The organism is Spongiibacter marinus, from assembly GCF_016906995.1.
GTDB classification, from domain to species: Bacteria; Pseudomonadota; Gammaproteobacteria; order Pseudomonadales; family Spongiibacteraceae; genus Spongiibacter; species Spongiibacter marinus.
On record NZ_JAFBBD010000004.1, the window covers coordinates 60,076 to 84,359 of the forward strand.

General features: G+C 56.2%; 21 protein-coding genes. 3 read left to right on the forward strand and 18 right to left on the reverse strand.

The features are described 5' to 3' along the window. The first annotated feature begins 83 nt into the window (after positions 1 to 83). Entirely contained in the window at positions 84 to 737 is a 654-nt protein-coding gene (locus HNR64_RS06880; protein WP_204995793.1) for an NAD(P)H-binding protein, read from the forward strand. A gap of 5 nt (positions 738 to 742) precedes the next feature. Here the strand turns inward: HNR64_RS06880 and rpoS are convergent, their stop codons facing one another. From rpoS to HNR64_RS06935, 11 genes are all read right to left on the reverse strand, one after another. Further along, positions 743 to 1,720 carry an RNA polymerase sigma factor RpoS gene (gene rpoS, locus HNR64_RS06885; RefSeq protein WP_204995794.1) on the reverse strand — a complete coding sequence of 326 codons (978 nt, stop codon included), beginning with the start codon at positions 1,718 to 1,720 and terminating at the stop codon, positions 743 to 745. Positions 1,721 to 1,785: 65 nt separating this feature from the next. Then, a complete protein-coding gene (locus tag HNR64_RS06890) occupies positions 1,786 to 2,556 on the reverse strand; it encodes a peptidoglycan DD-metalloendopeptidase family protein (protein WP_338061826.1) in 771 nt (256 codons plus the stop codon). 172 nt (positions 2,557 to 2,728) lie between these two features. Beyond that, on the reverse strand, positions 2,729 to 3,634 hold the full coding sequence (locus tag HNR64_RS06895; protein ID WP_204995796.1) for a DUF368 domain-containing protein: 906 nt from the start codon (positions 3,632 to 3,634) through the stop codon (positions 2,729 to 2,731). A gap of 31 nt (positions 3,635 to 3,665) precedes the next feature. After that, positions 3,666 to 4,304: a protein-L-isoaspartate(D-aspartate) O-methyltransferase gene (locus HNR64_RS06900; RefSeq protein ID WP_204996048.1), complete on the reverse strand. Its 639-nt coding sequence runs from the start codon at positions 4,302 to 4,304 to the stop codon at positions 3,666 to 3,668. A 56-nt stretch (positions 4,305 to 4,360) separates the two neighbouring features. Continuing rightward, positions 4,361 to 5,383: a tRNA pseudouridine(13) synthase TruD gene (truD, locus tag HNR64_RS06905; protein ID WP_204995797.1), complete on the reverse strand. Its 1,023-nt coding sequence runs from the start codon at positions 5,381 to 5,383 to the stop codon at positions 4,361 to 4,363. Further along, positions 5,373 to 5,867 carry a 2-C-methyl-D-erythritol 2,4-cyclodiphosphate synthase gene (gene ispF, locus HNR64_RS06910; RefSeq protein WP_239547686.1) on the reverse strand — a complete coding sequence of 165 codons (495 nt, stop codon included), beginning with the start codon at positions 5,865 to 5,867 and terminating at the stop codon, positions 5,373 to 5,375. Before ispF ends, truD begins: the two co-directional genes overlap by 11 nt. Next, positions 5,867 to 6,577 (reverse strand): 2-C-methyl-D-erythritol 4-phosphate cytidylyltransferase, encoded by a 711-nt coding sequence (ispD, locus tag HNR64_RS06915; RefSeq protein WP_204995798.1) that lies wholly within the window; start codon positions 6,575 to 6,577, stop codon positions 5,867 to 5,869. The genes ispF and ispD overlap by 1 nt, the downstream gene beginning before the upstream one ends. Then, positions 6,574 to 6,858, reverse strand: coding sequence for a cell division protein FtsB (ftsB, locus tag HNR64_RS06920; RefSeq protein WP_027875024.1), 285 nt, complete (start codon positions 6,856 to 6,858; stop codon positions 6,574 to 6,576). The genes ispD and ftsB overlap by 4 nt, the downstream gene beginning before the upstream one ends. Before the next feature lie 62 nt (positions 6,859 to 6,920). Next, the gene (gene eno, locus HNR64_RS06925) at positions 6,921 to 8,204 is read right to left on the reverse strand and encodes a phosphopyruvate hydratase (protein ID WP_204995799.1); all 1,284 of its coding nucleotides are present in this window, start codon (positions 8,202 to 8,204) and stop codon (positions 6,921 to 6,923) included. 71 nt (positions 8,205 to 8,275) lie between these two features. Beyond that, complete coding sequence (gene kdsA, locus HNR64_RS06930; RefSeq protein ID WP_204995800.1) at positions 8,276 to 9,127, reverse strand: 3-deoxy-8-phosphooctulonate synthase; 852 nt, start codon at positions 9,125 to 9,127, stop codon at positions 8,276 to 8,278. A gap of 72 nt (positions 9,128 to 9,199) precedes the next feature. Beyond that, complete coding sequence (locus tag HNR64_RS06935) at positions 9,200 to 10,825, reverse strand: CTP synthase (protein WP_204995801.1); 1,626 nt, start codon at positions 10,823 to 10,825, stop codon at positions 9,200 to 9,202. Positions 10,826 to 11,013: 188 nt separating this feature from the next. On the opposite strand from HNR64_RS06935, the gene suhB reads away from it, so the two are divergent. Further along, on the forward strand, positions 11,014 to 11,817 hold the full coding sequence (suhB, locus tag HNR64_RS06940; protein ID WP_204995802.1) for an inositol-1-monophosphatase: 804 nt from the start codon (positions 11,014 to 11,016) through the stop codon (positions 11,815 to 11,817). Positions 11,818 to 11,893: 76 nt separating this feature from the next. Here the strand turns inward: suhB and secF are convergent, their stop codons facing one another. The 3 genes from secF to purL are packed head-to-tail and all read right to left on the reverse strand — an operon-like array spanning position 11,894 to position 18,648. Then, positions 11,894 to 12,817 carry a protein translocase subunit SecF gene (secF, locus tag HNR64_RS06945; protein ID WP_204995803.1) on the reverse strand — a complete coding sequence of 308 codons (924 nt, stop codon included), beginning with the start codon at positions 12,815 to 12,817 and terminating at the stop codon, positions 11,894 to 11,896. Positions 12,818 to 12,827: 10 nt separating this feature from the next. Next, positions 12,828 to 14,702: a protein translocase subunit SecD gene (secD, locus tag HNR64_RS06950; protein WP_204995804.1), complete on the reverse strand. Its 1,875-nt coding sequence runs from the start codon at positions 14,700 to 14,702 to the stop codon at positions 12,828 to 12,830. A gap of 58 nt (positions 14,703 to 14,760) precedes the next feature. Beyond that, on the reverse strand, positions 14,761 to 18,648 hold the full coding sequence (purL, locus tag HNR64_RS06955) for a phosphoribosylformylglycinamidine synthase (protein ID WP_204995805.1): 3,888 nt from the start codon (positions 18,646 to 18,648) through the stop codon (positions 14,761 to 14,763). Between the two features lie 131 nt (positions 18,649 to 18,779). Between purL and mltF the strand changes: the two genes are divergently transcribed. Then, a complete protein-coding gene (gene mltF, locus HNR64_RS06960; protein ID WP_204995806.1) occupies positions 18,780 to 20,231 on the forward strand; it encodes a membrane-bound lytic murein transglycosylase MltF in 1,452 nt (483 codons plus the stop codon). Positions 20,232 to 20,234: 3 nt separating this feature from the next. Here the strand turns inward: mltF and HNR64_RS06965 are convergent, their stop codons facing one another. The 4 genes from HNR64_RS06965 to HNR64_RS06980 form a co-directional block, all read right to left on the reverse strand. Then, complete coding sequence (locus HNR64_RS06965; protein ID WP_204995807.1) at positions 20,235 to 21,269, reverse strand: hypothetical protein; 1,035 nt, start codon at positions 21,267 to 21,269, stop codon at positions 20,235 to 20,237. Between the two features lie 14 nt (positions 21,270 to 21,283). Beyond that, positions 21,284 to 22,399: an esterase/lipase family protein gene (locus tag HNR64_RS06970; RefSeq protein WP_204995808.1), complete on the reverse strand. Its 1,116-nt coding sequence runs from the start codon at positions 22,397 to 22,399 to the stop codon at positions 21,284 to 21,286. A 282-nt stretch (positions 22,400 to 22,681) separates the two neighbouring features. Beyond that, positions 22,682 to 23,446 carry a crotonase/enoyl-CoA hydratase family protein gene (locus tag HNR64_RS06975; protein WP_204995809.1) on the reverse strand — a complete coding sequence of 255 codons (765 nt, stop codon included), beginning with the start codon at positions 23,444 to 23,446 and terminating at the stop codon, positions 22,682 to 22,684. Between the two features lie 47 nt (positions 23,447 to 23,493). Then, the gene (locus HNR64_RS06980; RefSeq protein WP_204995810.1) at positions 23,494 to 24,276 is read right to left on the reverse strand and encodes an enoyl-CoA hydratase/isomerase family protein; all 783 of its coding nucleotides are present in this window, start codon (positions 24,274 to 24,276) and stop codon (positions 23,494 to 23,496) included. Positions 24,277 to 24,284: the final 8 nt, after the last annotated feature.

Genomic DNA, 24,284 nt, shown 5'->3' on the forward strand with positions numbered 1-24,284 from the left:
CAGGCAGTAAAGAAAAAGGCGGCCTTCAGGCCGCCTTTTTTGTAAGCGCGTAAATGGAACCAGCCATCAACGGGGACATATCAATGAATAAAACCGCAGTGGTACTCGGTGGCACAGGCCTGGTTGGCAGTGCGTTGCTGGAACTCTTGGTTCACAGCCCAGCATTCTCTAACGTGCGCTGCATCAGTCGCCGGGCTCCCCACCTCGACCATCCCAAATTAACGCATTGTCACGCTGATTTTGAGCAATTGGAAAATTACGCAGAGGCGTTTCAAGGCGACTGTCTATTTTCCTGCCTGGGGACAACGCGCAAGCAGGCGGGCTCACTGGCCGCTCAGCGTCGCGTCGACGTGGATTATCAGCTTCGCGCCGCTCAAATAGCCGCCCAACAGGGCGTGCCACACTATTTGCTTGTATCAGCCATGGGCGCGAATGCGGATAGTCTTAGCGCCTACATGCAAATGAAGGGCGAGTTAGAGGACGCGGTCATTGCGCTTAACTTCGCAAGCACCAGCATATTTCAACCGTCGCTGCTAACAGGTGCTCGCGACCAACGCCGCTGGGCAGAATCACTCTCCGCCCCGCTTATGGAAGCCGCCTGCCACCTTCCGGGCTTAAAAAACTACCGGCCGATTTCAGGCACACAACTGGCACAAGCGATGCTGGAGCGCAGCCTGGAATACACTCAAGGCCTCAAGCGCTACCGCCTGGGGGAGTGTTTTCCAAAGTCAGAGTAGCCCCCTCAGTCGGGCTCGTCGGCAAACAGCGCACTTGCGCTAAGGCCATTGCTTTCAAACATGCCCCGTAGGCTTTTTAAGGCCTCAACCTGGATCTGCCGAACCCGCTCGCGGGTCAAGCCGATCTCACGCCCGACCTCTTCCAGTGTTGCCGCCTCGTGGCCGCGCAACCCAAATCGCCTTACCACCACTTCTCTTTGCTTATCGCTCAGCTCATCGAGCCAGTGGTCAATGCTGTCGGAGAGGTCATCATTTTGCAGAATTTGACTGGGGTTTAGCGCGTTGTGGTCAGCGATTGTATCCAGCAGCACTTGATCTGAGTCCTGCGCCAGGGGCACATCCACCGACGCCACACGCTCTTTTAGCCCACACAGGCGCTTGGCCTCGGCAACAGGGCGATTCAGCTCCCTTGCCATTTCTTCCGGCGAGGGCATGTGATCCAGCTTTTGGCTCAGCTCGCGCTCCGCACGCAAATAACTGTTGAGCTCTTTTACCACGTGTATCGGCAAACGAATCGTGCGGGTCTGATTCATAATCGCCCGCTCAATAGTTTGGCGAATCCACCAGGTGGCATAGGTAGAAAAACGAAAGCCGCGCTCAGGGTCAAACTTCTCAACGGCGCGAATAAGCCCCAAATTTCCCTCTTCCACCAAGTCGAGCAAAGTAAGGCCTCGATTTAGATAGCGGCGGGCAATTTTCACCACCAAGCGCAGGTTACTCTCTATCATGCGCTTGCGACCGGCCTCATCGCCTTTGCGAGCCAGGCGCGAGTAATAGACTTCTTCATCGGCAGTGAGTAACGGCGAGTAGCCGATTTCGTTGAGGTATAGCTGAGTAACATCTAACTCAGCGCTGTGGCGCTTACTGCGTTTTAAGCGACTGATGCCTTTTTCAGTTGTGGATTCTTGTTGTTTTTCTATATCCGTATCTGCCACGCCCTTAACAGGCCGCGACGCTTTTCCGTTCGATTCATATACCCGCATCGTCGAATCCTTATGCAAGATTGTTATTGTTTCGACTTGGGTGACGCCCTCTTGCTCCTCCTACTCTAACGCCGCGGAAGCAGCTTCAAGGGATCAACCGGTTTTCCGTCAATTCGAACTTCAAAATGCAATTTCGCCGAGTTCGTACCACTATCGCCAAGTTCAGCGATCGTTTGCCCAGCGTTAACGCTCTCTCCCTCTTTTACCAGCAAGCGCCGATTGTGACCGTAGGCACTTAAGTAGCGCTCTGAGTGTTTCAATATAAGCAGGTTGCCGTAACCGACCAGGCCACTGCCTGCATAAACGACAACACCACTCTTCGATGCCCTTACAGGCTCACCCATTTTACCTTTGATATCAATACCCTTGTGGGCCTGCCCGGTCGCAACAAACCCTCGCGTAAGCGGCCCCTTTACCGGCCAGCGCCATGACTCCTTCGCGGCGCTACGCGGCGGCGACGGCTTTTTCGCAATGGTCTTTTTTTGAGGCTTTACGGTTGGCGTAGGGGTTTTTACTGAGGGTGAAGAAACGGATTTCCCCGCGATTTTTTTCGGCGCGGACGGCGCAGCATAACGCTCTTTCAACATGATCGCCTGGCCGGGGAAGATGGTGTACGGCGCTCGAATGTTGTTAGCGTTCGCTAACCGTTTAACGTCGAAGCCGTAACGCCATGCGATTGAAAAAAGGGTGTCACCACGGCTGACAATATAATAGGGCGGCGGTTTTTCTGAGGGGTTGTATCGGTCAACTACCGGCGCAGCACGATGGGGAGCACTGCATGCGCCAAGCGCCAACAACAGCACAGCCACAAGCAGCGTGTATCCTACCCTCTTCACTGACGCGGAACCTTCATAGCGAGCTTTCCAGTGGCAATTTGTCATTGGCAACGACTCATTGACCCTAAAGCGAACAAAAGATTCTTTTTATCCGCAGCAGGGTCAAGCGGGTTTTGATTATTATCAGTGATTTAAACGCCTCGGCTTATGTAAAAATAATCTTAAAAAAGTCTCAATTTCTACTGGCTACGCGTTCGAGCAAAAGGACAGTCGCGAAACCCACGGCCATCAGCAGCGCACACATCAACCACTGAGGGTCCGCCTGTTCAGCGTACTGCATGGGCAAGACATTATGCCAATCGACGCTGTGCTCATCGGTTAATAACCGCCCCGCTGAGGAAAGCTTCCACGGCCAGATCACTGCCAATGATCCCAGCAGAATCCCCGTCAGCGTAGCCAGCAACGAGCGCCGATGAGTGTGCATCAGGTAGCTAAGCAGGCGCACAAATAACATCAGGCCCGTGGCGCAACCCAACATGAACACCGCGATCATGCCAAGGTCCATCGACTTAATGGCATTGATAATGGGCTCATACATCCCCAGCAACAGCAGGATAAAACTGCCTGAAATTCCCGGCAAGATCATCGCGCATATCGCCACCGCACCCGCGCCATAAACGGTCAGCATATTCACCGGCACCTCAGCCGGGCGCAGCGCGGAGATGACCAGCGCGAAAACCAAGCCCAGTACAACAAAGCCAACAGGCTGACCCCGGCCGGGAATCTGTTGGTAGACAAACAATGCCGACGCGAGAATCAACCCGAAAAAGAAGGCTGCCAGCAATAGCGGATGAGTAGCCAGAGCCCAGGATATCGCCCGTGCCAGCGACAACACACTAATGGCGATTCCCAGCAATAAACTCAGCAGAAAACCGCCGTTAACGTACTGCCATGCCGCCGACGGACCACGCGTGAACAACAACTTGAGTGCCTGCAGGTTGCAGGCTTTCAAACTTTCAATCAGCTGGTCGTAAATACCGGTGATGAAGGCAACCGTTCCCCCCGAGACTCCCGGTACAATATCGGCAGCACCCATTGCCGCCCCGCGCAGCATCACGCCGGCGCTAAAGCCCTTCATACATCTTCCTTAATTGAATTTGGCAACACGTTTAGGCGACAACACCGCCCACCAGGGGCACGAACAACACCGGCTCAATGCATTGCTCTTCAATGCCGTCTTCGTGGCGGTCGTAAACATATAGACTCTGCGGTTTGCCCTGTTCACCGACGGGAATAACCAGCCTGCCGCCCACCGCGAGTTGTTCTAATAACTCAGCTGGCACCACCTCTGGCGCCGCCGCCGAGAGTATCGCATCGAAGGGCCCACGCTCAGGCCAGCCCATACCGCCGTCAGCATGGCGCAAATGCACATTGTGCAGGCCCAAATGGCGAAGGCGCTTACGCGCTTTCTCTTGCAAGGGACGGATACGCTCAACACTGAACACGCGCCCGACGTGTTGCGCCAGGATGGCTGTTTGATAGCCCGATCCTGTGCCCACTTCCAGCACGCGCTCACGCGGGCCATTGGCCAATAACAGCTCTGTCATACGGGCGACAATATAGGGCTGAGACAGGGTTTGCTGGAAGCCTATCGGCAGCGAACTGTCCTCATAGGCGCGGTGAGCCAGCGCTTCATCCAGGAAAATATGCCGCGGCGTGGCGCGAATGGTATCCAGAACTTTTTGATTGCTAATGCCCTGCGCTCGCAAACGCTCAATCAGTCGATCCCGGGTACGCTGGGACGTCATCCCAATACCTTGCAAGTTAATACTGCTCACCTTTGCTCTTCTCTGTTTTATGGCCTTCAGGCGTTAATAAATTCTCTCACAAGCGCTGTAGCGAAACAGCCACTGGGCAGTGAAAACTGCAACTGCAGCTGATCATCACTTAACCACTGCCAGCATAATTCCTTTGGAACAACCCGCAGACTGCGCCGCTCCATTTTCATGCCGTGGCGCAGTAAACCGTCGCACAGCGTTTTATGGGCAGCAAACACCGATTGTTCAATGGCGTCCACCTCGGCGGTAACACTGTGGCGCGCCACCTTGCCAAACAACGGGCCACTGGGGTGAATATCCCCCTCGGCGATGCGTTTTTCGATATCCTCATCCGGCTCAGCCACAAAAACACTGCCGCTGTCGCGCAAGCTATATAGCTCACCCTCTAAGGGCGATAGCCACGTTCCTGCCTGCAATCGTAATGCCAAAACCTCATTAAACAGGTAAGAGCGCGCCGAGGACAGGTAAATACTTCGCTGAAATCGCTGAGGTTTACTCTCTCCCTCAAACCAAGCGCGGCACTGCTCGATATTCGCACCCTCGTGGCCAAAGCGCTGTTCACCGAAATAGTTGGGGTAGCCGGCGCACAGTATCTTCAGACGGCGATCGATGTCATCGCGGTCACCAACCACCTCGCGCAGGCGAATCACAAAGCGATTGGCACGGTGACTGCCAGGGCGCAGTTTCTGCCGGTGCCGCCCCCAGCGCTGTACCTTCCAAAAACTGTCGCCCGATAGCTCAGCAATATCGTCCCAGTCTCGCCCCTGCTTACCCGGCAGATGAACGCAGAACCATTGCCGAGTTAAGGCATGTCGGTCCTTCAATCCACTATAGGTAACGGCTTTGAGGGAAACACCGGCTAGGTCAGCGATACGGCGGGCAACATACTCGGTGTTATTGCCACGCTTCTCCACCCACAGCCAATCGAATTCACCATCGAGGCTAAATTCAACATCAAACTGTTCTTCGACTTCAAAATCCTCGGGCACGCTGCGCAGGCGTCCGCGCGCCTGAGGAGCGCCGAGATAGGTGGGCCAGTCAGGCAGCATTGGTATCGCGCTCAAGCAATACAACAGCGTCAACGGCAATGCCCTCTTCCCGGCCCACGAAGCCAAGTTTTTCAGTCGTGGTTGCCTTCACGCTAATATCAGCCAGCGCCACATTCAGGACGCTCGCAAGGCGCTGACGCATAACGGGGATGTGCGGGGCGAGCTTTGGCGACTGGGCAGCGATGGTAATGTCGGCATTTCCCAGTACATAGCCTTTCTGCTTTATCAGCGCGTAACAATGCGATAACAGCTCAGCACTATCGGCGCCCTTGTATGCCGCATCGGAGTCGGGAAAATGCTGACCAATATCGCCCAGTGCCAAGGCACCGAGCAACGCATCGCAGAGCGCGTGAATGGCAACATCACCGTCGGAATGCGCCTCCAGCCCTTGGTGGTGATCGAGCCGAATACCGCACAAAACAATGTGATCCCCGCTGCCAAAGCGATGAACATCGTAGCCGTGACCAATACGCACACCACTCATCACCGCACTCCTTCGCGCGACTGCGCCTGCAAATAGAATTCCGCCAATGCTAAATCCTCGGGATAGGTCACCTTGATATTCGCGGCACTGCCTGCCACCAGCTGTACGCTGCCGCCACAGTGTTCAATCGCAGACGCTTCGTCGGTTACCGTCAAGCGGTGCTCTCGGCAGTAGCGCAGCGAGGACACCAGTTCTCCATAGCGAAATACCTGCGGCGTTAGCGCGCGCCACAAACCGCTGCGGTCCAGGGTTTCTTCAACCTCATTGGCTTGGCCCGCACGTTTTACGGTATCGACAATCGGCGCCGCCAACAGGCCACCGCGCTGCTGAGAAAGCGTAGCCTGAATCAGCGCCGACAAATCGGCCGACGTCAGGCAGGGCCGCGCGGCATCGTGCACCAACACCCAATCTGCATCACTGGCCTCACCGCGCAGCGTCAGCAGTGCCATCTCCACAGAGTCAGCACGTTCACTGCCGCCAACGACGGCCCGAACCCGGGGGTGATGGCTTAAGGGTAGAGACGAAAACTGCTCGTCACTGGGGTGGAGAGCAAACAACACGGCTGATATTTGAGGTTCAGCCAGCAGGGCTGATGCACTGTGTTCGATAACCGTGCGACCAGCGAGAGGCATGTACTGCTTGGGACGCTCACTGGCAAAACGGCTGCCTCGGCCGGCCGCTGGAATAATGGCCCACAAACGCTGTGTCACGGTGAGTCTTCTATGATGAGATAAAACGTTTCGTCCTCGCGAATCAGCCCCATATCATTCCGGGCTCTCTCCTCGATGCTATCGAGGTTATTCTTGAGGCTATGTACCTCGCCCAGCAGCCGATCATTGCGCTGCCGAAGCGCAGTATTGTGTTGCTGTTGATCGCCAATTTCCCGCCGCAGACTAACAATCTGTTCCCAACTGCCGCTGCCATTCCACAGGCGCAATTGCAGCGCAAGCAGTAATACCAGTAGCAGTAGCAGCAATCGGCGGCGGGTCATTGCTTATCCTTTGTCGGTGCTCAGAGACCACGTTTGCCTCTGAGCACACGTACACAGTGCGATCAGGCGCGGAACTCATCGCGACCGCGATAGGCTGCGCCGAGTTCTGCTTCAATACGAAGCAAGCGGTTGTACTTAGCAACGCGGTCAGAGCGACACAGTGATCCGGTTTTGATCTGGCCAGCAGAGGTTGCAACCGCCAAATCGGCAATCGTGGTGTCTTCTGTCTCACCGCTGCGGTGAGAAATCACAGCCGTGTAACCGGCATCTTTTGCCATTTTGATTGCATCCAGTGTCTCGCTCAGCGAGCCGATTTGGTTGAATTTAATCAAAATTGAGTTGGCGATGTTGTTATCGATACCGCGCTTCAAGATGCTGGTATTGGTCACAAACAGGTCGTCGCCCACCAGTTGCACACGCTCACCGGTTAGCTCAGTCAGTGCGGCCCAGCCGTCCCAATCGCTTTCATCCATACCGTCTTCGATAGAAATAATGGGGTAGCGCTGAGACAAGCCGTCCAGATAGGCGGCAAAGCCGGCGGCATCAAACTCTTTACCTTCGCCGCTAAGCTTGTACTTACCGTCTTTGTAAAATTCAGAGGCCGCGCAATCCAGCGCCAGAGTCACGTCTTCGCCAAGGGTGTAACCGGCGTTAGAAACCGCCTCTGCAATCACTTCCAGAGCCGCTTCGTTCGAGGGCAAGTTGGGAGCAAAACCGCCTTCATCACCCACAGCGGTGCTGAGACCACGGCCGGCAAGCACCTTTTTCAATGCATGGAAGATTTCAGCGCCAATGCGCAGGGCTTCCGCAAACGTCGGCGCTGCAACGGGCTGAATCATGAATTCCTGAATGTCGACGTTGTTATCCGCGTGCTCGCCGCCATTCAAAATGTTCATCATCGGCACCGGCATGGTGTACTGGCCTTCCGTACCGTTAATTTGTGCAATGCGTTGGTAAAGCGGAATACCTTTCTCTGCCGCAACCGCCTTTGCAGCCGCCAGAGAGACTGCCAAAATCGCGTTGGCGCCAAACTTCGCTTTGTTCTCGGTACCGTCGGCGTCGATCATCGCTTTGTCGATCGCACGCTGATCTTCGGCATCCATCCCCATCAACAGATCGCGAATATCGGTATTGATATTCGCGACGGCTTTGGTCACACCCTTACCCAGGTAACGCGACTTATCGCCGTCACGCAGTTCGAGGGCTTCACGTGATCCCGTCGATGCACCAGAGGGCGCACAGGCACTACCTACTGCCCCAGAGGCCAACACAACGTCTGCCTCCACGGTGGGGTTACCGCGAGAATCCAGTACCTCGTATGCCTTAATATCGACGATTTCTGCCATGGGGTGATCTCCTTCCTATAAGTCGTATCGCGACGCCGAGCGTCGTTATTGTTTTAAAAAATGAATAGGGTTTAGCGAATGTCCAGCGCCGGCAATGACTTCACAAGATCATCGACTGCTTTCATTTGCTGTAAAAACGGTTTCAGTGCAGACAGCGGTAGCGCGCTGGGGCCATCGCATAACGCTTGATCCGGATTCGGGTGGGCCTCCAGAAACAGCCCAGCCAGCCCCTGGCTCATCCCCGCCCGACCCAGCTCCGCAACCTGGTGACGGCGACCACCGGAGGCCGCGCCCATCGGGTCGCGACACTGCAGGGCGTGGGTAACGTCAAAAATTAACGGCGCGCCGCCACTGACTTCACGCATGGTGCGAAAACCCAGCATATCGACAACCAGATTGTCATAGCCAAAATTACTGCCGCGCTCGCACAGCATGACTTTTTCGTTGCCACATTCCGCAAATTTCTCGACGATATTCTTCATTTGCGCGGGGCTCAGGAACTGCGGCTTTTTGATATTAATCACCGCATCGGTTGCCGCCATCGCCGCAACCAAATCAGTTTGCCGGGCGAGAAAGGCTGGCAGCTGAATAACATCGCAAACCTTAGCCACCGGCGCTGCCTGGTGAATTTCGTGAATGTCGGTGATCACCGGCACATTAAAGCTGCGCTTGATCTCTTCAAAGATTTTTAAACCTTCATCCATACCGGGGCCGCGGTAAGAATGAATGGAAGATCGATTGGCTTTATCGAAAGACGCCTTGAAAACATAGGGAATACCCAGCTCGGCGCACACCTCCACGTAGGCCTCCGCCACGCGCATGGCCAGGTCTCGCGACTCCAGTACATTCATACCACCGAAAAGCACGAAGGGCAGATCATTGCCCACATCCAAGCCAGCAACGTTGAGATGTTTATCCTGCATAGGGAACTCCGCTTGCAAGGCGGCGCGCATCCCGCACCACCATGTTTTTAGTTAGGGGCGCGGGCGCGATCATTACGCCTGCTGGTGCTTCAGGGCAGCACGCACGAAACCGGTGAACAACGGGTGACCGTCGCGCGGTGTCGAGGTAAATTCCGGGTGGAACTGGCAGGCGACAAACCAGGGGTGGTCCGCCACTTCAACCACTTCGACCAAGCTCTTATCGGCCGACCAGCCACCAATGCGCAGGCCATTATCCTGCAGAGCCTGAACGTAATTATTATTCACCTCATAGCGGTGGCGATGACGCTCGGTAATTTGCGCGGCGCCGTATATCTCCTTCGCCAACGAGCCGTCGCTGAGGTGGCACATCTGAGCACCCAAGCGCATGGTTCCCCCCAGGTCGGATTCAGCGTCGCGCTGCTCCGTTTCGCCTTCAGAGGTTACCCATTCGGTGATCAGACCAACAACCGGGTTGGCGCCATCTTCAACGAATTCACTGCTGTTGGCATCGCTGATACCCAGGACATTGCGCGCGAATTCAATAACGGCAACTTGCATACCCAGGCAGATGCCCAAGTAGGGAATGTTATTTTCGCGGGCGTACTGAACAGTGCGAATTTTACCTTCGACGCCGCGATTACCAAATCCACCCGGTACAAGAATACCGTCGACATCCTTCAGCGCATCAACACCTTCGGTCTCGATGGTTTCGGAGTCGATATAGCGCACATTGACCTTGGTGCGCGTGTGAATACCGGCGTGCTTCAGAGCCTCGTTCAGCGACTTATACGCGTCGAGCAGCTCCATATACTTGCCCACCATCGCGATGGTCAGGCTCTGATCCTGATGCAAGTCACCGTCGATAACGCTATCCCACTCCGACAGGTCGGCCTGAGGGCAATCGAGGCCAAAGCGCTCAACCACTAAGTCATCTAGGCCTTCCGCAGACAGCAACGAGGGAATACGGTAGATGGAATCCACATCGCGCAAAGGAATAACCGCGCGCGACTCCACATTGGTAAACAGAGCAATCTTGTGACGGCTGCTGAGGTCGATTTCGTGATCTGAGCGGCAAAGCAATACGTCTGGCTGCAGACCAATAGAGCGCAATTCCTTCACCGAGTGTTGAGTTGGCTTGGTTTTGGTCTCACCGGCTGTCGCAATATAAGGCACCAGCGTCAGGTGCATCAGCATCGCGCGCTTGGCCCCCAGCTCTATTTTCAGCTGACGAGCTGCTTCGAAGAACGGCAGGCCTTCAATATCACCAACGGTGCCGCCTATTTCGACAATGGCGACATCTGCATCACCAGCACCCGCAATGACGCGGCGCTTGATCTCGTCGGTAACATGGGGGATCACCTGCACCGTGCCACCCAGGTAGTCGCCGCGGCGCTCCTTGCGCAATACGGTTTCGTAAACGCGGCCGGTGGTGAAATTATTACGCTTGTTCATTTTTGCACGAACAAAACGCTCGTAGTGGCCAAGATCCAAATCGGTCTCTGCGCCATCTTCAGTTACGAACACCTCGCCGTGTTGAAACGGGCTCATGGTGCCTGGATCCACGTTGATGTAGGGGTCCAATTTCAGCAGGGTTACTTTCAGCCCACGCGCTTCGAGAATCGCCCCGAGCGATGCAGAGGCAATACCTTTGCCAAGAGAAGAAACAACGCCGCCAGTGACGAAGATGAAACGCGCCATGTGATGCCTATATATCGAGCTAGTAAGGGTGCAGGACTCAAAAAAGCGATGCTTTAAAGGCCCCTATATGATGGGCGCTCAGTTTAACAGCATGGATCGACCTAGACAATGAAATTAGGCCTCTGAGCCAGGCGTATGCTCTGTTATACTGCCCGGCTAATTGCTTGCACATTCAAGGTCTTAGTTCTATGCAACCCATGTTGAATATCGCCCTGCGCGCCGCGCGCAAGGCCGGTGATCTGGTCGCCCGCGCCGCCGAGCAGATTGACCGCCTGAAAATTGAATCAAAGGGCGAGAATGATTTTGTTACCGAAATCGACCGCAAGGCCGAACAGGAAATCATCTACCACCTCCAAAAAGCCTACCCCGAGCACCGCTTTCTCGGTGAAGAGAGCGGCGAAACCGGTAACCCCGACAGCGATTATTTGTGGATTATCGACCCCATCGATGGCACCACGAACTTCGTGCGCGGCATCCCGCACTACTGCATCTCGATCGCCTGCCTTCATCAAGGGCAGATTGAGCACGCCGTTGTCCTGGACCCGATCCGCCGCGAAGAATTTACCGCCAGCCGTGGCCGCGGCGCCCAATTAAATGGTCGTCGAGTCCGCGTGACAATGGCCGCCAGCCTGGAAGGCACCCTGATCGGTACCGGTATTCCATTTAAGTCGCGCAGTGAACAGCATATCGCTGCTTACATGAAGAGCCTGGAAGCCGTCGCGCGCGAAACCGCGGGAATCCGCCGCGCGGGTTCAGCTGCTCTCGACCTGGCCTATGTTGCTGCGGGTCGCCTGGATGGCTTCTGGGAAATCGGCCTGAGCAAGTGGGATATTGCTGCTGGCGTGCTGTTGGTTCGCGAGGCCGGTGGTCTGATTAGCGACTTCCAAGGCGGTGGCAACTACCTGGAGAGCGGCAACATCGTGGCCGCCAATCCGAAGTGTCTAAAAGGCTTGCTACAGGCAGTAAAGCCACCGCTTGAGCACATTCGCTAGTCGCTACCAGCTATTGTAAAAACCAAAAAGGGCGCTAACTGCGCCCTTTTTATTTGCCGTAAATACCGCAATATTGCTACGGCAGTTCGTCCAGCTCGGCGCCCTCTTTCTCCGGCACCACCAAATCCTCTGGACTGATCTTCATTGCCACCAACAAGCTCGCAACAATAAATACCGACGAATAGGTACCCACACCCACACCGACCAGCAATGCCAGTGCAAAGCTATGGATCATTTCACCTCCCACCAGCGCCAGAGCCACCAGCACCATCAAGGTGGTACCCGAGGTCACCAACGTACGGCCAAGCGTATCGGTAAGCGAGATATTGACGATATCCACCGGGGAGTATCCGCGCATACCGCGCAGGTTCTCGCGAATCCGGTCGGCAACAACAATGGAGTCATTCAAGGAATAACCAATAACCGCCAGTACGGCCGCCAAGACCGTTAAGTCGAAATCCCAACCGACCAGCGAAAACACGCCCAAGGTGATGACCACATCGTGCGCCAATGCCAATACGGCGCCAAAGGCAAACTTCATCTGGAAGCGCATTGCCACGTAAATCAGCACCACAATCAGCGCCAGCAATACTGCCAGGCCACCTTGTTCACGCAGCTCTTCACCGACTTGTGGGCCAACAAACTCAATACGGCGCAGCTCCACATCATACGGGCTGTCCGCGCGCAGCGCCGACAACACTTGCTCGCCCAGCGTGGGGCTCAAGCCCTGGGGCAGTCGCACAAGCACATCGGTATCTGAGCCAAAATTGACAACGATGGCACTCTCAAAGCCATTGGTTTCCAGCGTATTGCGCACCTCTTGCAAGGGCACCGATTCCTCATAGATCACTTCGATCAATGTACCGCCGGTGAAGTCCAAACCGAAGTTCAGCCCCTTCACGGCAATCAACAATATGGAGGCAAGCACGGCCGCCAACGAGAATGCCGCCGCCACTTTGCGGGCACTCATAAAACGGATAAATTTCTTTTCCTCTGACATGGGCCCTTCCTTATATTGCCAGTTTGCTGACACGGCGGCGGCCGTAGATCAGATTCACAATTGCACGCGTTCCCATGATCGCCGTGAACATCGACGTCACGATGCCCAGTGACAGGGTTACGGCAAAGCCGCGCACTGGGCCAGTGCCCACCGCATAGAGGATCACCGCCACCAGCAGGGTGGTAATATTGGCGTCCATGATTGTGACGAAGGCTCGGCCGTAGCCCGCATTAATGGCGTGCTGCGGCGATGCCCCTTCGGCAATTTCCTCGCGTATTCGCGAGAAGATCAACACATTGGCATCCACCGCCATACCCACGGTAAGGACGATACCCGCAATACCCGGCAGGGTTAGCGTTGCGCCCAGCAGCGACATGGCGCCAACAAGCAACACGATATTAAAGGCCAGCGCCACCACGGCGATAATGCCGAACACGCGGTAGTAAACCAGCATGAACAGCGCTACCGCAGCGAGACCGATCTGCACCGACAACAGGCCTTTAGAGATATTCTCTGCCCCGAGTGATGGACCTACCGTTCGCTCTTCAACAAAATCGATCGGTGCGGCCAGGGCGCCTGCGCGGAGTAACAGCGCCAATTCAGTAGCCTCACCAGGCGCATCGAGGCCAGTAATACGGAACTGGACGCCCAGCGCATCGCGAATGGTTGCCAGAGAAATGATTTTTTTCTCGTCGTAGGGAACACGAACAACCTGCTCTTCCCCGGCGGCATTGGTTTCATAACGCGTGCGGCTCTTGCGCTCAATAAACAGCACACCCAAACGGCGGTTGATATTGTGGCGGGTAACACGGTGCATCAATGCGCCGCCCTCGCTGTCCAGGGTAATGCTTACCTGAGGCATGCCGTTTTCATCGAAGCTGGCTTGGGCGTTGGCAACACGCTCACCGGTGATCACCACTTCGCGCTCCAACCAGGCGTTGGGCTCACCGCGACCGGGGTTGCGGAAATTAAATTGTTCCCGATCAGAGGGCTCGGCGTCGTAGCGCGCCTCAAGCCGGAACTCCAGGTTCGCCGTTTTACCCAAAATTCGCTTGGCTTCTGCGGTATCCTGAATACCGGGTAATTCCACAACAATGCGGTTGCGCCCCTGGCGCTGAACCAAGGGCTCTGATACACCCAATTCATTGACGCGGTTGCGCAGCGTGGTCAGGTTTTGACCCACGGCGTAGTCTTCAATCTCTTTGCGTTTGGTTTCAGAAAGCAGCGCCTCGAGATAAAACGCCTCCTCCCCTTCCGGGGCTGAAACGCGCTGGGCGGTAAGCTCGGTATATTCCTTGCGAATCACACTTAAGGCTTTGTCGCGATTCTCTTCACTGCTGAATTTACCGCGAATAATGCCCTGCTCACCCAAACGCACAAAGCCGCGAATACGCTCTTCACGCAGCTTCTTTTTAATGCCGGTGCTGTAATGCTCCAGACGGGTAGCAATGGCGGCGTCGGTGTCGACTTCAAGCAAAAAGTGCACACCACCACTGAGGTCAAGCCCCAGCTTCATTGCACCGGCCCCGAGTCCGCTCAGCCAGTCAGGCGTGTTTGAGGCCATATTGAGGGCGACCACATAGCCATCACCCAAGGCGCGCTGAATTAATTTCTGCGCGTGGAGCTGGTCGTCAGCATGGCGGAGCCGCACCAAACCACTTTTGCCAGTGGTATCGGCTTCAGCGCCAAAATGGTCGATATCGGCCGCCGTCAACGCCGCCGTGATTTTATCGATTTCCCGGGCAGAAATTTGCGTACCGCTGCTTTCACCAGAGATCTGTACCGCAGGGTCTGGCCGGTACAAATTCGGCGAGGCATACAGCAAACCAATCCCCAGAACCGCCACGATAAGCAGGTTCTTCCACAGGGGGTATTTATTGAGCATTGTTATCCACCAAAACCACCGCAACGGCGGTATCCATTTTTATAAATTTGATCGCCGGCTAGTCAACCCACACCCGCGCATTGCGGAACATACGCATCCAACCGCTATCTTCACCCTGATCTGCAGGTGCCCAGCTGTTGGTAACGCTGCGGAATACGCGCTCCGGATGCGGCATCATAATGGTGACACGGCCGTCATTGGAGCTCACGCCGGTAATACCCTGGGGCGAACCATTGGGGTTCGCCGGATACTGCTCGGTAAGCTCACCAGCGTTATTCACGTAGCGCAGTGCGACATTCCCCGACGACGCCATCGCCTGAAGCTGCTCAGCTTTCGCAAACTCAGCACGGCCCTCGCCGTGCGCCACCGCTACCGGCAAGCGCGAACCGGCCATACCGCTTAACAATATGGAGGGCGAATCGGGAATTTCAACCATCGCCACGCGCGCCTCAAACTGTTCTGAGCGGTTGCGCACAAAATGCGGCCAGTGCTCAGCGCCCGGAATCAGCGAGTGCAAATTCGACATCATCTGACAGCCGTTACACACGCCCAGCGCGAAGCTGTCCTGGCGGTTGAAAAACTGTTGGAACACATCCCGCGCGCGGGCATTGAACAAAATGCTCTTCGCCCAGCCTTCGCCCGCACCCAGCACATCGCCGTAGGAGAAACCGCCACAGGCCGCCAAGCCTTTAAATTCGGCAAGGTCGAGGCGACCGCTGAGAATATCACTCATGTGAACATCGACGGCGGCAAAGCCTGCGCGGTCAAAGGCCGCGGCCATTTCCATTTGGCCATTGACGCCCTGCTCACGCAGCACCGCCAGCTTGGGCCGCTCACCCCGTTGAATATAGGGCGCAGCGATGTCTTGCTGAGGATCGAAACTCAGATCGACAAATAAGCCGGTGTCGTCCTCGCGCAAGGCGTCAAATTCCTGCTCGGCGCACTCGGGGTTATCGCGCAGGGCCTGCATACGGTAGCTCAACTCCGCCCAGCGACGGTGCAGCGCCAACCGGTCTGCCAGCAGAATCTCGTCGCCGTTTAGCGACACCTTAATCTGGCTGCCCAGAACAGGCACACCGATATTCTGAACCAAATCACTGAGGCCGTAATCGGCAAACAGCGCCATCACCGCCGCCAAATCACTGCGGCGCACTTGGATCACGGCGCCCGCTTCTTCGGCAAACAGCTCAGCTTGCGGCGTCGCAGAACCTTGCAGCGCAATATCCAAACCGCAGTGTCCGGCGAAGGCCATTTCCAACAGGGTAATCAGCAAGCCGCCATCAGAGCGATCGTGGTAAGCCAGAATATGGCCTGATTCCAACAAGGCCTGGGTGGCATTGAAGAAGGCTTTCAACAGTGCGGGATCATCGATATCCGGCGCATCATTGCCCAGCTCGCCGCAAACTTGCGCCAGGCAAGACCCGGCCATGCGGCGTTGCCCGGCGCCCAGATCAATGGCCAGCAGCACGCTGTCCTGCTTGGCATCCAGGACCGGCGTCACCGTCTTGCGCACGTCGACCACCGGTGCAAAAGCGGAAATTACCAGCGACATCGGCGCGGTAACGGCCTTGTCTTCACCGTCGTCCTGCCATGCGGTGCGCATCGACATACTGTCTTTACCCACGGGGATAGTCAGCCCCAAGGCTGGGCAAAACTCCATACCAACCGCTTGCACTGTGTCGTACAGGCGCGCGTCCTCGTCGCCGTGACCCGCTGCGCACATCCAGTTTGCTGACAGCTTGATATCCGACAACTGGGCAATGCGCGTCGCCGCAATATTGGTGATCGCTTCCGCCACCGCCATGCGACCCGATGCCGGCGCATTCACCAGGGCCAACGGCGTGCGCTCGCCCATCGACATCGCCTCACCCGCGGTGCTGTCGTAACTCACCGTGGTCACCGCGCAGTCGGCCACAGGCACCTGCCAGGGGCCAACCATTTGGTCTCGATGAACCATGCCGGTAACCGAGCGGTCACCGATGGTAATCAGGAAGTTCTTGCTGGCAATCGCTGGTAAGCACAGCAGGCGGTCCAGCGACTCTTCAACACTCAGCGCACAGTCGAATGCGGGCTGAACCACGTCACTGCGCTGCGCTTCGCGGTGCATTTTCGGGGGTTTGCCGAACAGTACCGACATCGGCAAATCAACGGGATTGTTATCAAAGTGACGGTCGCCGACGCGCAGTGTTTTCTCTTCGGTCGATTCGCCCACTACCGCATACGGGGCGCGTTCGCGCTCGCAAATGCTTTCGAAGGTCGCCAGGTTTTCCGGCGCAATGGCAATAACATAGCGCTCCTGAGACTCGTTACACCAAATCTCCAATGGCGACATACCCGGCTCGTCATTGGGGACTTCGCGCAGCTCAAAATTACCGCCGCAGCCTCCGTCTTTCACCAGCTCAGGGAAAGCGTTGGACAGGCCGCCAGCGCCCACATCGTGAATAAAGGCGATGGGGTTATTCTCGCCAAGTGCCCAGCAGCGGTCGATCACCTCCTGGCAACGACGCTCTATTTCGGGGTTTTGACGCTGCACGGAAGCGAAGTCCAGATCGGCACTGGAGGAGCCAGAACTCATCGACGAGGCCGCACCACCGCCCAGGCCAATCAACATTGCCGGGCCACCCAGGGCGATCAGCTTGTAACCGGCCGGGAATTCGTCTTTGACGACATGCTCGGCCTTAATATTGCCGTATCCGCCCGCCAACATAATCGGCTTGTGATAGCCGCGGCGCTCTTCGCCCTCGGCGGTAACAATATTCTGCTCGTAGCTGCGGAAATAGCCACACAAATTAGGGCGGCCAAATTCATTATTGAATGCCGAGCCACCAATTGGGCCCTCAATCATAATATCCAGGGCCGAGACAATGCGCTCTGGCTTGCCGTAATCCTGCTCCCACGCCTGCTCAAAGCCGGGCACCTGCAAGTTAGACACGGTAAAACCAGTCAGGCCGACTTTGGGCTTGGAGCCACGACCCACCGCGCCCTCATCGCGAATCTCGCCGCCCGCACCGGTGCCGGCACCGGAGAACGGCGCAATCGCCGTGGGGTGATTGTGCGTTTCCACCTTCATTAGCAGGTGAATATCTTCGTGGTGGAATTGGTACTCCGCCGTTACTGGGTCGGGATAAAAACGCCCACCGGGGCTACCCACCACAACCGCGGCATTATCCGAATAGGCACTGAGTACATTCTCGCCGCCTAATTGGTTGGTGTTTTTGATCATCGCGAACAGCGACTTGTCTTGCGGCTTGCCGTCAATCGTCCAACTCGCGTTGAAAATTTTGTGACGGCAGTGCTCAGAGTTGGCCTGCGCGAACATCATCAATTCAACATCGCTGGGGTTGCGCTGCAGTTCTTTGAAGCTATCGACCAAGTAGTCAATCTCATCCTCGGCCAACGCCAGGCCCAGCTCGGCATTCGCCGCCACCAGAGCCTCGCGCCCACCGGCAAGCACGTCTACGCGCTGCATCGGTTTGGGGGAATGCTGACTAAACAATTGCGCGGCGGCGGGCACCGAGTCTAAAACCACTTCCACCATCCGGTCGTGAATAGCCGCCGCCACCGTCGCGCGCTGACTTTCACTAAGCGGTTGCGCACTTTCCAGCCGGTAAAGAACACCTCGCTCCAGGCGGCGTAGCGTCGTCAAGCCGCTGATATGAGCAATATCACTGGCCTTGCTCGACCAGGGCGATATCGTGCCCGGACGCGGCACAACAAAAAACTCACTGCCGCTTAATTCAGCCGGCGCCGCGCCTGAGCCGGGCCCATACTGCAGCAATTGCTCGAGTATTGTCTGCTGTTCATGACTGAGTTCACCCTCCACGTCGGCCAAGTGCACAAACTGCGCACTGAGCGCCTGTAGCTCCGGAATCGCGGTGCGCAGGGTGGTCAGCAGTTTTTCAATACGGAATTCAGAAAGCGCCGCAGCGCCGGGAACGATCAGCATGCAGGTCTAGAACCTCGGTCGACGGGAATAAAGGCCGACATTGTACAGGAATCGCAAGGGAAAATTCAGGCTTATGGTGTGAACTCTGCAAGCCCGATACAATGATTAAATAATTCTGCGGAGCACAGCGATTGAGGAACACAAAAAACAGTCATTCGTGGCCCTTTCGACGCCTGGGCGTCTGGCTGCTACTGCTGTTTTGCGGCGCGTGCTCTCCCCCGCAAGATGCCCTGGACACCATCCGCGAGGAAGGCGTTTTGCGCGTATTGACCCGCAACGGCCCAACCACCTACTACGAAAGCCAGGGCAACCCCAGCGGTTTTGAATACCATTTAGTTAAAGATTTCGCCGACTACCTGAATGTCGAGCTGGAAATGATCCCGGTGGTCAGCCTGGACGAGCTATTTGAAAACCTCCACGAAGGTCGCGCCAACCTTGCCGCGGCTGGACTCAGCATTACCCCGGAGCGCAGCGCCGCACTGCAATTCGGCCCCAGCTACATGAGCGTAAAACAGCTATTTATCTACAACCGCACGCTTACCGACAAGCCCGCCGATTACGCCGCCCTGCCCGACTTGCGCATTCGCGTGCTGGGTAACAGCTCACACGCCGAAGTGCTGCGGGAATTGCGCGAGCAGTACCCGTCATTAACGTGGAGCGAAAGCCGCGACCAGGAAACCATCGACCTACTTGAGCAACTGCAGCAAGGTGAGATTGATATCACCATGGTCGACGCCAACGAATTTCACGCAAACCGGGCCTTCTACCCCGATTTCCGAATCGCCATGAGCGCGGGCAAACCGGGCAAGCTGGCCTGGGCACTTAGCAAGAATGCAGACAACACCGCCCTCCAGCAAGCGCTTGAAACATTCTTTGAAGAGATCAAGGCAAACGGCGAGCTGGACCGGCTGATCGATCGCTTTTTTACCTTTAATGAACGCCAGTCGTTTATTCGCACGCAGACCTTCCTCAAGATGAAAGAGCAGCGCCTACCCAGCTATAAAGGCCTGATCGAGCAGGTCGCCATAGAATACGATATGGACTGGCGCTTTCTCGCGGCCATCAGCTACCAGGAATCCTTCTGGAACCCCAAAGCAAAATCACCAACCGGGGTGAGGGGCATGATGATGCTCACCCGCCCCACGGCCAAAGAGTTGGGCGTGGACAATCGCCTGGACCCTCTGCAGAGCCTGCGCGGCGGCGCACGCTACTACAAAAAACTGTATACCCGTCTGCCCAGCGGCATCGAGCCGCCGGACCGCAGCTGGTTTGCGCTGGCAGCCTACAACATTGGCCTGGGCCACCTGGAAGATGCCCGCATTCTCACCGAAAAAAGCGGCGGTAATCCGAACCTGTGGAGCGATGTAAAAGAAACCCTGCCGCTACTGCGACAGCGAAAGTGGTACAAACAAACCCGCTATGGCTATGCCCGGGGCGATGAGCCGGTGCGTTATGTGGAGAATATACGCCGCTATTATTCACTGCTGACCTGGGACGAACTGAATCGCTACCGCGTGCCGCCGCCACGTATTGTTTCGGACTACTTACCCAGCGGCCTCAACCGCGGCCTTGAGGCGCTGTAAACGTCACTCACGCCCGATGCGACGCTCTCGAGCGTAGCGAAAAAAACCGCCCTGTTCTTCACGTGCTATGGCAGCAGCATTTTCACCAAACATTCGCTCACGCAGCGCCGCTAGTTCGGCCTCTTTGGCCTCACCACGGTATTGCGAAACAAGCGCCTCGCGTTCACGCATGTATAGTTCACCCTGCTGCCAGCGCTCGTCGCGACGCTGATCCAACGCTTGCCATCGGTCCAGTGCTGCATCATCCATACCCATTACCTGCCTAAGCTGTCGCAAGGTTTGCCGGCGGCGCTCGGCAGGCTGCCGACGAAGATCTGACTGCACGGTTTCCAGCTCAACAATACGATTGAGCAACTCGGTGCGCCGCGAAGCCAACAGCGCTTCAGCGTCATCGCCAAACTGCTCGCGCAAACTCTCGACAAACTGCTCCGCCGAACCCCGCGCCCCCAGCGCTGGCTGACTACCCAATTCGGAAAGGGCATCTGAAATTTTTTGATTGCGCAGCTCAGCGGCCCATATCTGCTCGGCATCAGCACCGAAGGCAGCGTAACGCTGCCCCCACAAAGCCTCGCGCCGCTCTGCAGCGGACATCGCCTGCAAGGCCTGACGCTCGATAGCCAACCATTCGTTGTAGCTCATAAGACTGAAGTACTTCGCCAGCAGTGCCTCGGCATGCTCAGGGAATAGTTGCCGTAAAAACCCCGCTATGCGCTGCTGCCAATCCTCTGGATAGCGTTGTTTTAAATAGGCGATCAACTGTTCAATCACTCGCAGCTGCGCATGCTTTACCTCAATAACCGGGGCAAAACGCTGTTGCATATCCTCAACGAACGCGGCTTCTTGCTCGCTCTCTGACGGTGCTTTACGAACAAGCTGGGGCGCTGCCGGCCCTTGCAGGTCCGCTAGGTCAGCAGCATTCGTTAACACGGGCTCGTCGCCTGACGGCAGCAACAGGCCCGCACCAATGAGTAACAGCCCTGCCGCGACAATAACGGCGGAGCCACGAGGGCTCCGCCAAAACGACTTCGATTCCGACATCTTGAAACTCCGAATTAATAGCCGTTATCAGCAATAAAATCGGTAATGGCTGCGTAAAACTCCATCTCATCAAAGGTGTCGGGTGGCACGCCTATTACGTCCACGTGATCTTGATTTATCTTCCAGGCGTGCGAGGTCATTTGCGTGCTATTCGGGGCATTCAGGTCAGCCACATAGCCGGTGTTAGTCTGCGTCCAAACGTAGTCAAGGCAGCCATAGCACTCCCAATACTCAAGCCGATAGCCCATTTGCTGAGAGTTGATGCCGACCAATCCATCGTCGTCATGGTCACTGGCATTGCCGTCGCCGGTCCCTAATGCGCCGTCGCCATTGGCATCATAACTGGCATAGCCATCGCCATCGATCTCGGTCCACAGCTCTTTCAGCAGGTACAGAGCGGGGTTCATATTGCCGTTATCCTGCCCGGTCAAAAAACTCCGCGAGCGCTCGATATTCTCGCTACCTGCGGGGTAGTTTTGATTGAAAGCATAGGTGCCAGTGACAACGCCATCATTGGGGTCAAAGTCATGGTTTACCAGCTGTTTCAGCGCTGCGATTGCATCGTTGCCACCCTGGTAAATAGTGTTGCCAAAATATTCCGCCAGCGTTTCCAGGACCGACTGAACACCCGGCTGCAAATTCAGCACATACTGTGCAATCGGCGATCCGCGATGCGGCGAAGAAATACTGATGCCATATTTAACCACTTTATAACCGCGGTTTTCTCGCAATAAGCGGGCCGCCTTGCGCAGGTCCAAGCCTCCCTGAGAGTGGCCAATAATATTCACGTAACTGTGTCCCGAACTGGCCAGATAGCCCTCAATATCCTGGTACAGCTCATAACCTCGCTGCTCAGAGCTCGCAAAGGGCGTTACCGAGGCAACAAAAGATTCCTGTCCCGAATTAATATCGTGATTACAGTAGTACTCCCCCCACTGGCAGGTATCGAGAACAAAAACCCCGTAATCGTCGCCCCAGTAGTCGTAGCCAAGAATATCGTCAAAACCCGCCATACCGTGAGCAAAGACAATTGGATAGGCCGTTTTATTGGCGTCCCTTGCATGCGTTGGTAAAGCGACCAGAACGAGTAAAAGAGCCGAACACAAGGCCCGGCGGTTGAATACCTTCATGCTGCTTTCTCCATTTTTTATTATGTTCACTCGCCACTGAGGCAAGCGCTCAATACGGCGCCGTTATGGCCTATTCAGCCGACGCCAACAGGCATGAGTAAGACGCGGCGACAAGTAATCGCCGAAAACATTACCGAAAAGTAACATAGCAGCAAATTATCATTGAGCAAGTGCGGTGAGAAAAATTGTGCTGTTGAACACAATTTGTACCGTCCACCCGGTCTAATTTCAGCGATAAAAAAACCCGGCGCTGGGCCGGGTTTTTAGCGTACTCGTACTGACCTAGTGCCCCCGCCATTTGGGTGGGCGCTTTTCGGCGAAGGCAGTCGCGCCTTCAATAGCATCTTTGCTGGCAAAGACCGGCAAGGCGATCTCATTTTGTTTTTTGAACATGTCTTCCGAGGACCACTCTTCCGACTCGTTCATAATCTGCTTACTGGCCAGTACCGCCATCGGCCCGTTGGCAGCAATTTTATCGGCTAACTCACGCGCCGTAGCCAGCGCCGTCCCCGCCTCTACCACGCGGTTTATCAGGCCAAGGTCATAGGCTCGCTGAGCGTCGATGGCATCGCCGGTCAGGGCCAACTCCATCGCCACCCGGCGAGGAATTTGCCGTGGCAGCTTTAACAAGCCACCCGCCCCGGCAACCAGACCGCGCTTCACCTCGGGAATACCAAACTTGGCGTTACCGGCGCTCACGATCATGTCGCAGCTAATCGCCAGCTCAAAACCGCCCGCCAACGCGAAGCCCTCGACAGCGGCAATAAGCGGCTTGCGCGGCGGCGCTTCAACAAGCCCGGCAAAGCCGCGGCCTTCAATAATGGGCAGCTCGCCGGTGACAAAGGCTTTCAGGTCCATACCGGAACAAAAGGTTCCCTCCGCGCCGGTGAGTATCGCAGCGCGAATCTCATCGTTGCTGTCCAGCTCTTCCATCGCGGCCGCGATCCCTTTGGCAACGGCCAAATTGACCGAGTTTTTTGCCTCAGGGCGGTTGATGGTGATCAGCATCACCCCATCTTCAACCGCAACGATAACTTCATTGGCCATAATCCACTCCCTTTCTATCGTTATTATGTGCACGCATGCCGTGCTTGCTACTTACCTTTGAATACCGGCTGGCGCTTTTCCAAAAAGGCGCCGATGGCCTCCGCCGCATCTTCACTGCCAAGGCAGGTGTTTTGCGAGCGCGCTTCCGACATAAAGGTTTGCTGAAAACTCTGCGCCGCCGCGCCGCGCAACAGTGCCTTTGTCTCGCGCAGTGCAATCGGCGCTCGCTCGGCCAGCGCTGCCGCCCACGACTGTGCGTCGCTCAAAACCTTGTCGGCGGTCGCCAGCTTGTTCACCAAACCGAGCTCCAGGCACTGGGCCGCATCCAGTCGCCCGCCTTCAGCAATAAAAGCAAAGGCGCGCTGATAGCCCATGCCGCGCAATAAATTCCAGCTGGCACCGCCGTCGGGCACCAGGCCAATATTGGTAAATGCCATCACCATGCTGCCGCTGTCGGCCATCACCGACAGGTCACAGTGCATGGCCAGCGCCGCGCCAATGCCAGCCATTACGCCGGGCACTGCCGCAATAACGGTCTGCTCCATTGAGGCGATCATGGTGAAAATAGGCAGGTACTCATCGAGCAGCTGCCGCTCGACACTCTGACCGGGGCCCGGGCCTTCAGACAAATCTGCACCCGAGGAAAACCCGCGCCCTTGAGCGCCAAGCACCACCACGCGTATGGCGCTGTTCTGGCTGACTTCTTGTAACGCTGCCAGCAAATCACTGCGCATTTCACGGGTGAAGGCATTGAGCGAGTCGGGGCGATTTAGAAGGATGGTGGCTACCGCCCCCTCGCTACTCAACATTACGGTTTGTCGGTCTGTCATGAATCTCT

Bases quoted from the DNA above. Each gene is read 5' to 3' on its own strand.
- HNR64_RS06880 (WP_204995793.1), top strand. From the start codon at position 84: ATGAATAAAACCGCAGTGGTACTCGGTGGCACAGGCCTGGTTGGCAGT.
- rpoS (WP_204995794.1), bottom strand. From the start codon at position 1,720: ATGCGGGTATATGAATCGAACGGAAAAGCGTCGCGGCCTGTTAAGGGC.
- HNR64_RS06895 (WP_204995796.1), bottom strand. From the start codon at position 3,634: ATGAAGGGCTTTAGCGCCGGCGTGATGCTGCGCGGGGCGGCAATGGGT.
- HNR64_RS06900 (WP_204996048.1), bottom strand. From the start codon at position 4,304: ATGACGTCCCAGCGTACCCGGGATCGACTGATTGAGCGTTTGCGAGCG.
- truD (WP_204995797.1), bottom strand. From the start codon at position 5,383: ATGCTGCCTGACTGGCCCACCTATCTCGGCGCTCCTCAGGCGCGCGGA.
- ispF (WP_239547686.1), bottom strand. From the start codon at position 5,867: ATGAGTGGTGTGCGTATTGGTCACGGCTACGATGTTCATCGCTTTGGC.
- ftsB (WP_027875024.1), bottom strand. From the start codon at position 6,858: ATGACCCGCCGCCGATTGCTGCTACTGCTACTGGTATTACTGCTTGCG.
- eno (WP_204995799.1), bottom strand. From the start codon at position 8,204: ATGGCAGAAATCGTCGATATTAAGGCATACGAGGTACTGGATTCTCGC.
- kdsA (WP_204995800.1), bottom strand. From the start codon at position 9,127: ATGCAGGATAAACATCTCAACGTTGCTGGCTTGGATGTGGGCAATGAT.
- HNR64_RS06935 (WP_204995801.1), bottom strand. From the start codon at position 10,825: ATGGCGCGTTTCATCTTCGTCACTGGCGGCGTTGTTTCTTCTCTTGGC.
- suhB (WP_204995802.1), top strand. From the start codon at position 11,014: ATGCAACCCATGTTGAATATCGCCCTGCGCGCCGCGCGCAAGGCCGGT.
- secF (WP_204995803.1), bottom strand. From the start codon at position 12,817: ATGTCAGAGGAAAAGAAATTTATCCGTTTTATGAGTGCCCGCAAAGTG.
- secD (WP_204995804.1), bottom strand. From the start codon at position 14,702: ATGCTCAATAAATACCCCCTGTGGAAGAACCTGCTTATCGTGGCGGTT.
- purL (WP_204995805.1), bottom strand. From the start codon at position 18,648: ATGCTGATCGTTCCCGGCGCTGCGGCGCTTTCTGAATTCCGTATTGAA.
- HNR64_RS06965 (WP_204995807.1), bottom strand. From the start codon at position 21,269: ATGTCGGAATCGAAGTCGTTTTGGCGGAGCCCTCGTGGCTCCGCCGTT.
- HNR64_RS06970 (WP_204995808.1), bottom strand. From the start codon at position 22,399: ATGAAGGTATTCAACCGCCGGGCCTTGTGTTCGGCTCTTTTACTCGTT.
- HNR64_RS06975 (WP_204995809.1), bottom strand. From the start codon at position 23,446: ATGGCCAATGAAGTTATCGTTGCGGTTGAAGATGGGGTGATGCTGATC.
- HNR64_RS06980 (WP_204995810.1), bottom strand. From the start codon at position 24,276: ATGACAGACCGACAAACCGTAATGTTGAGTAGCGAGGGGGCGGTAGCC.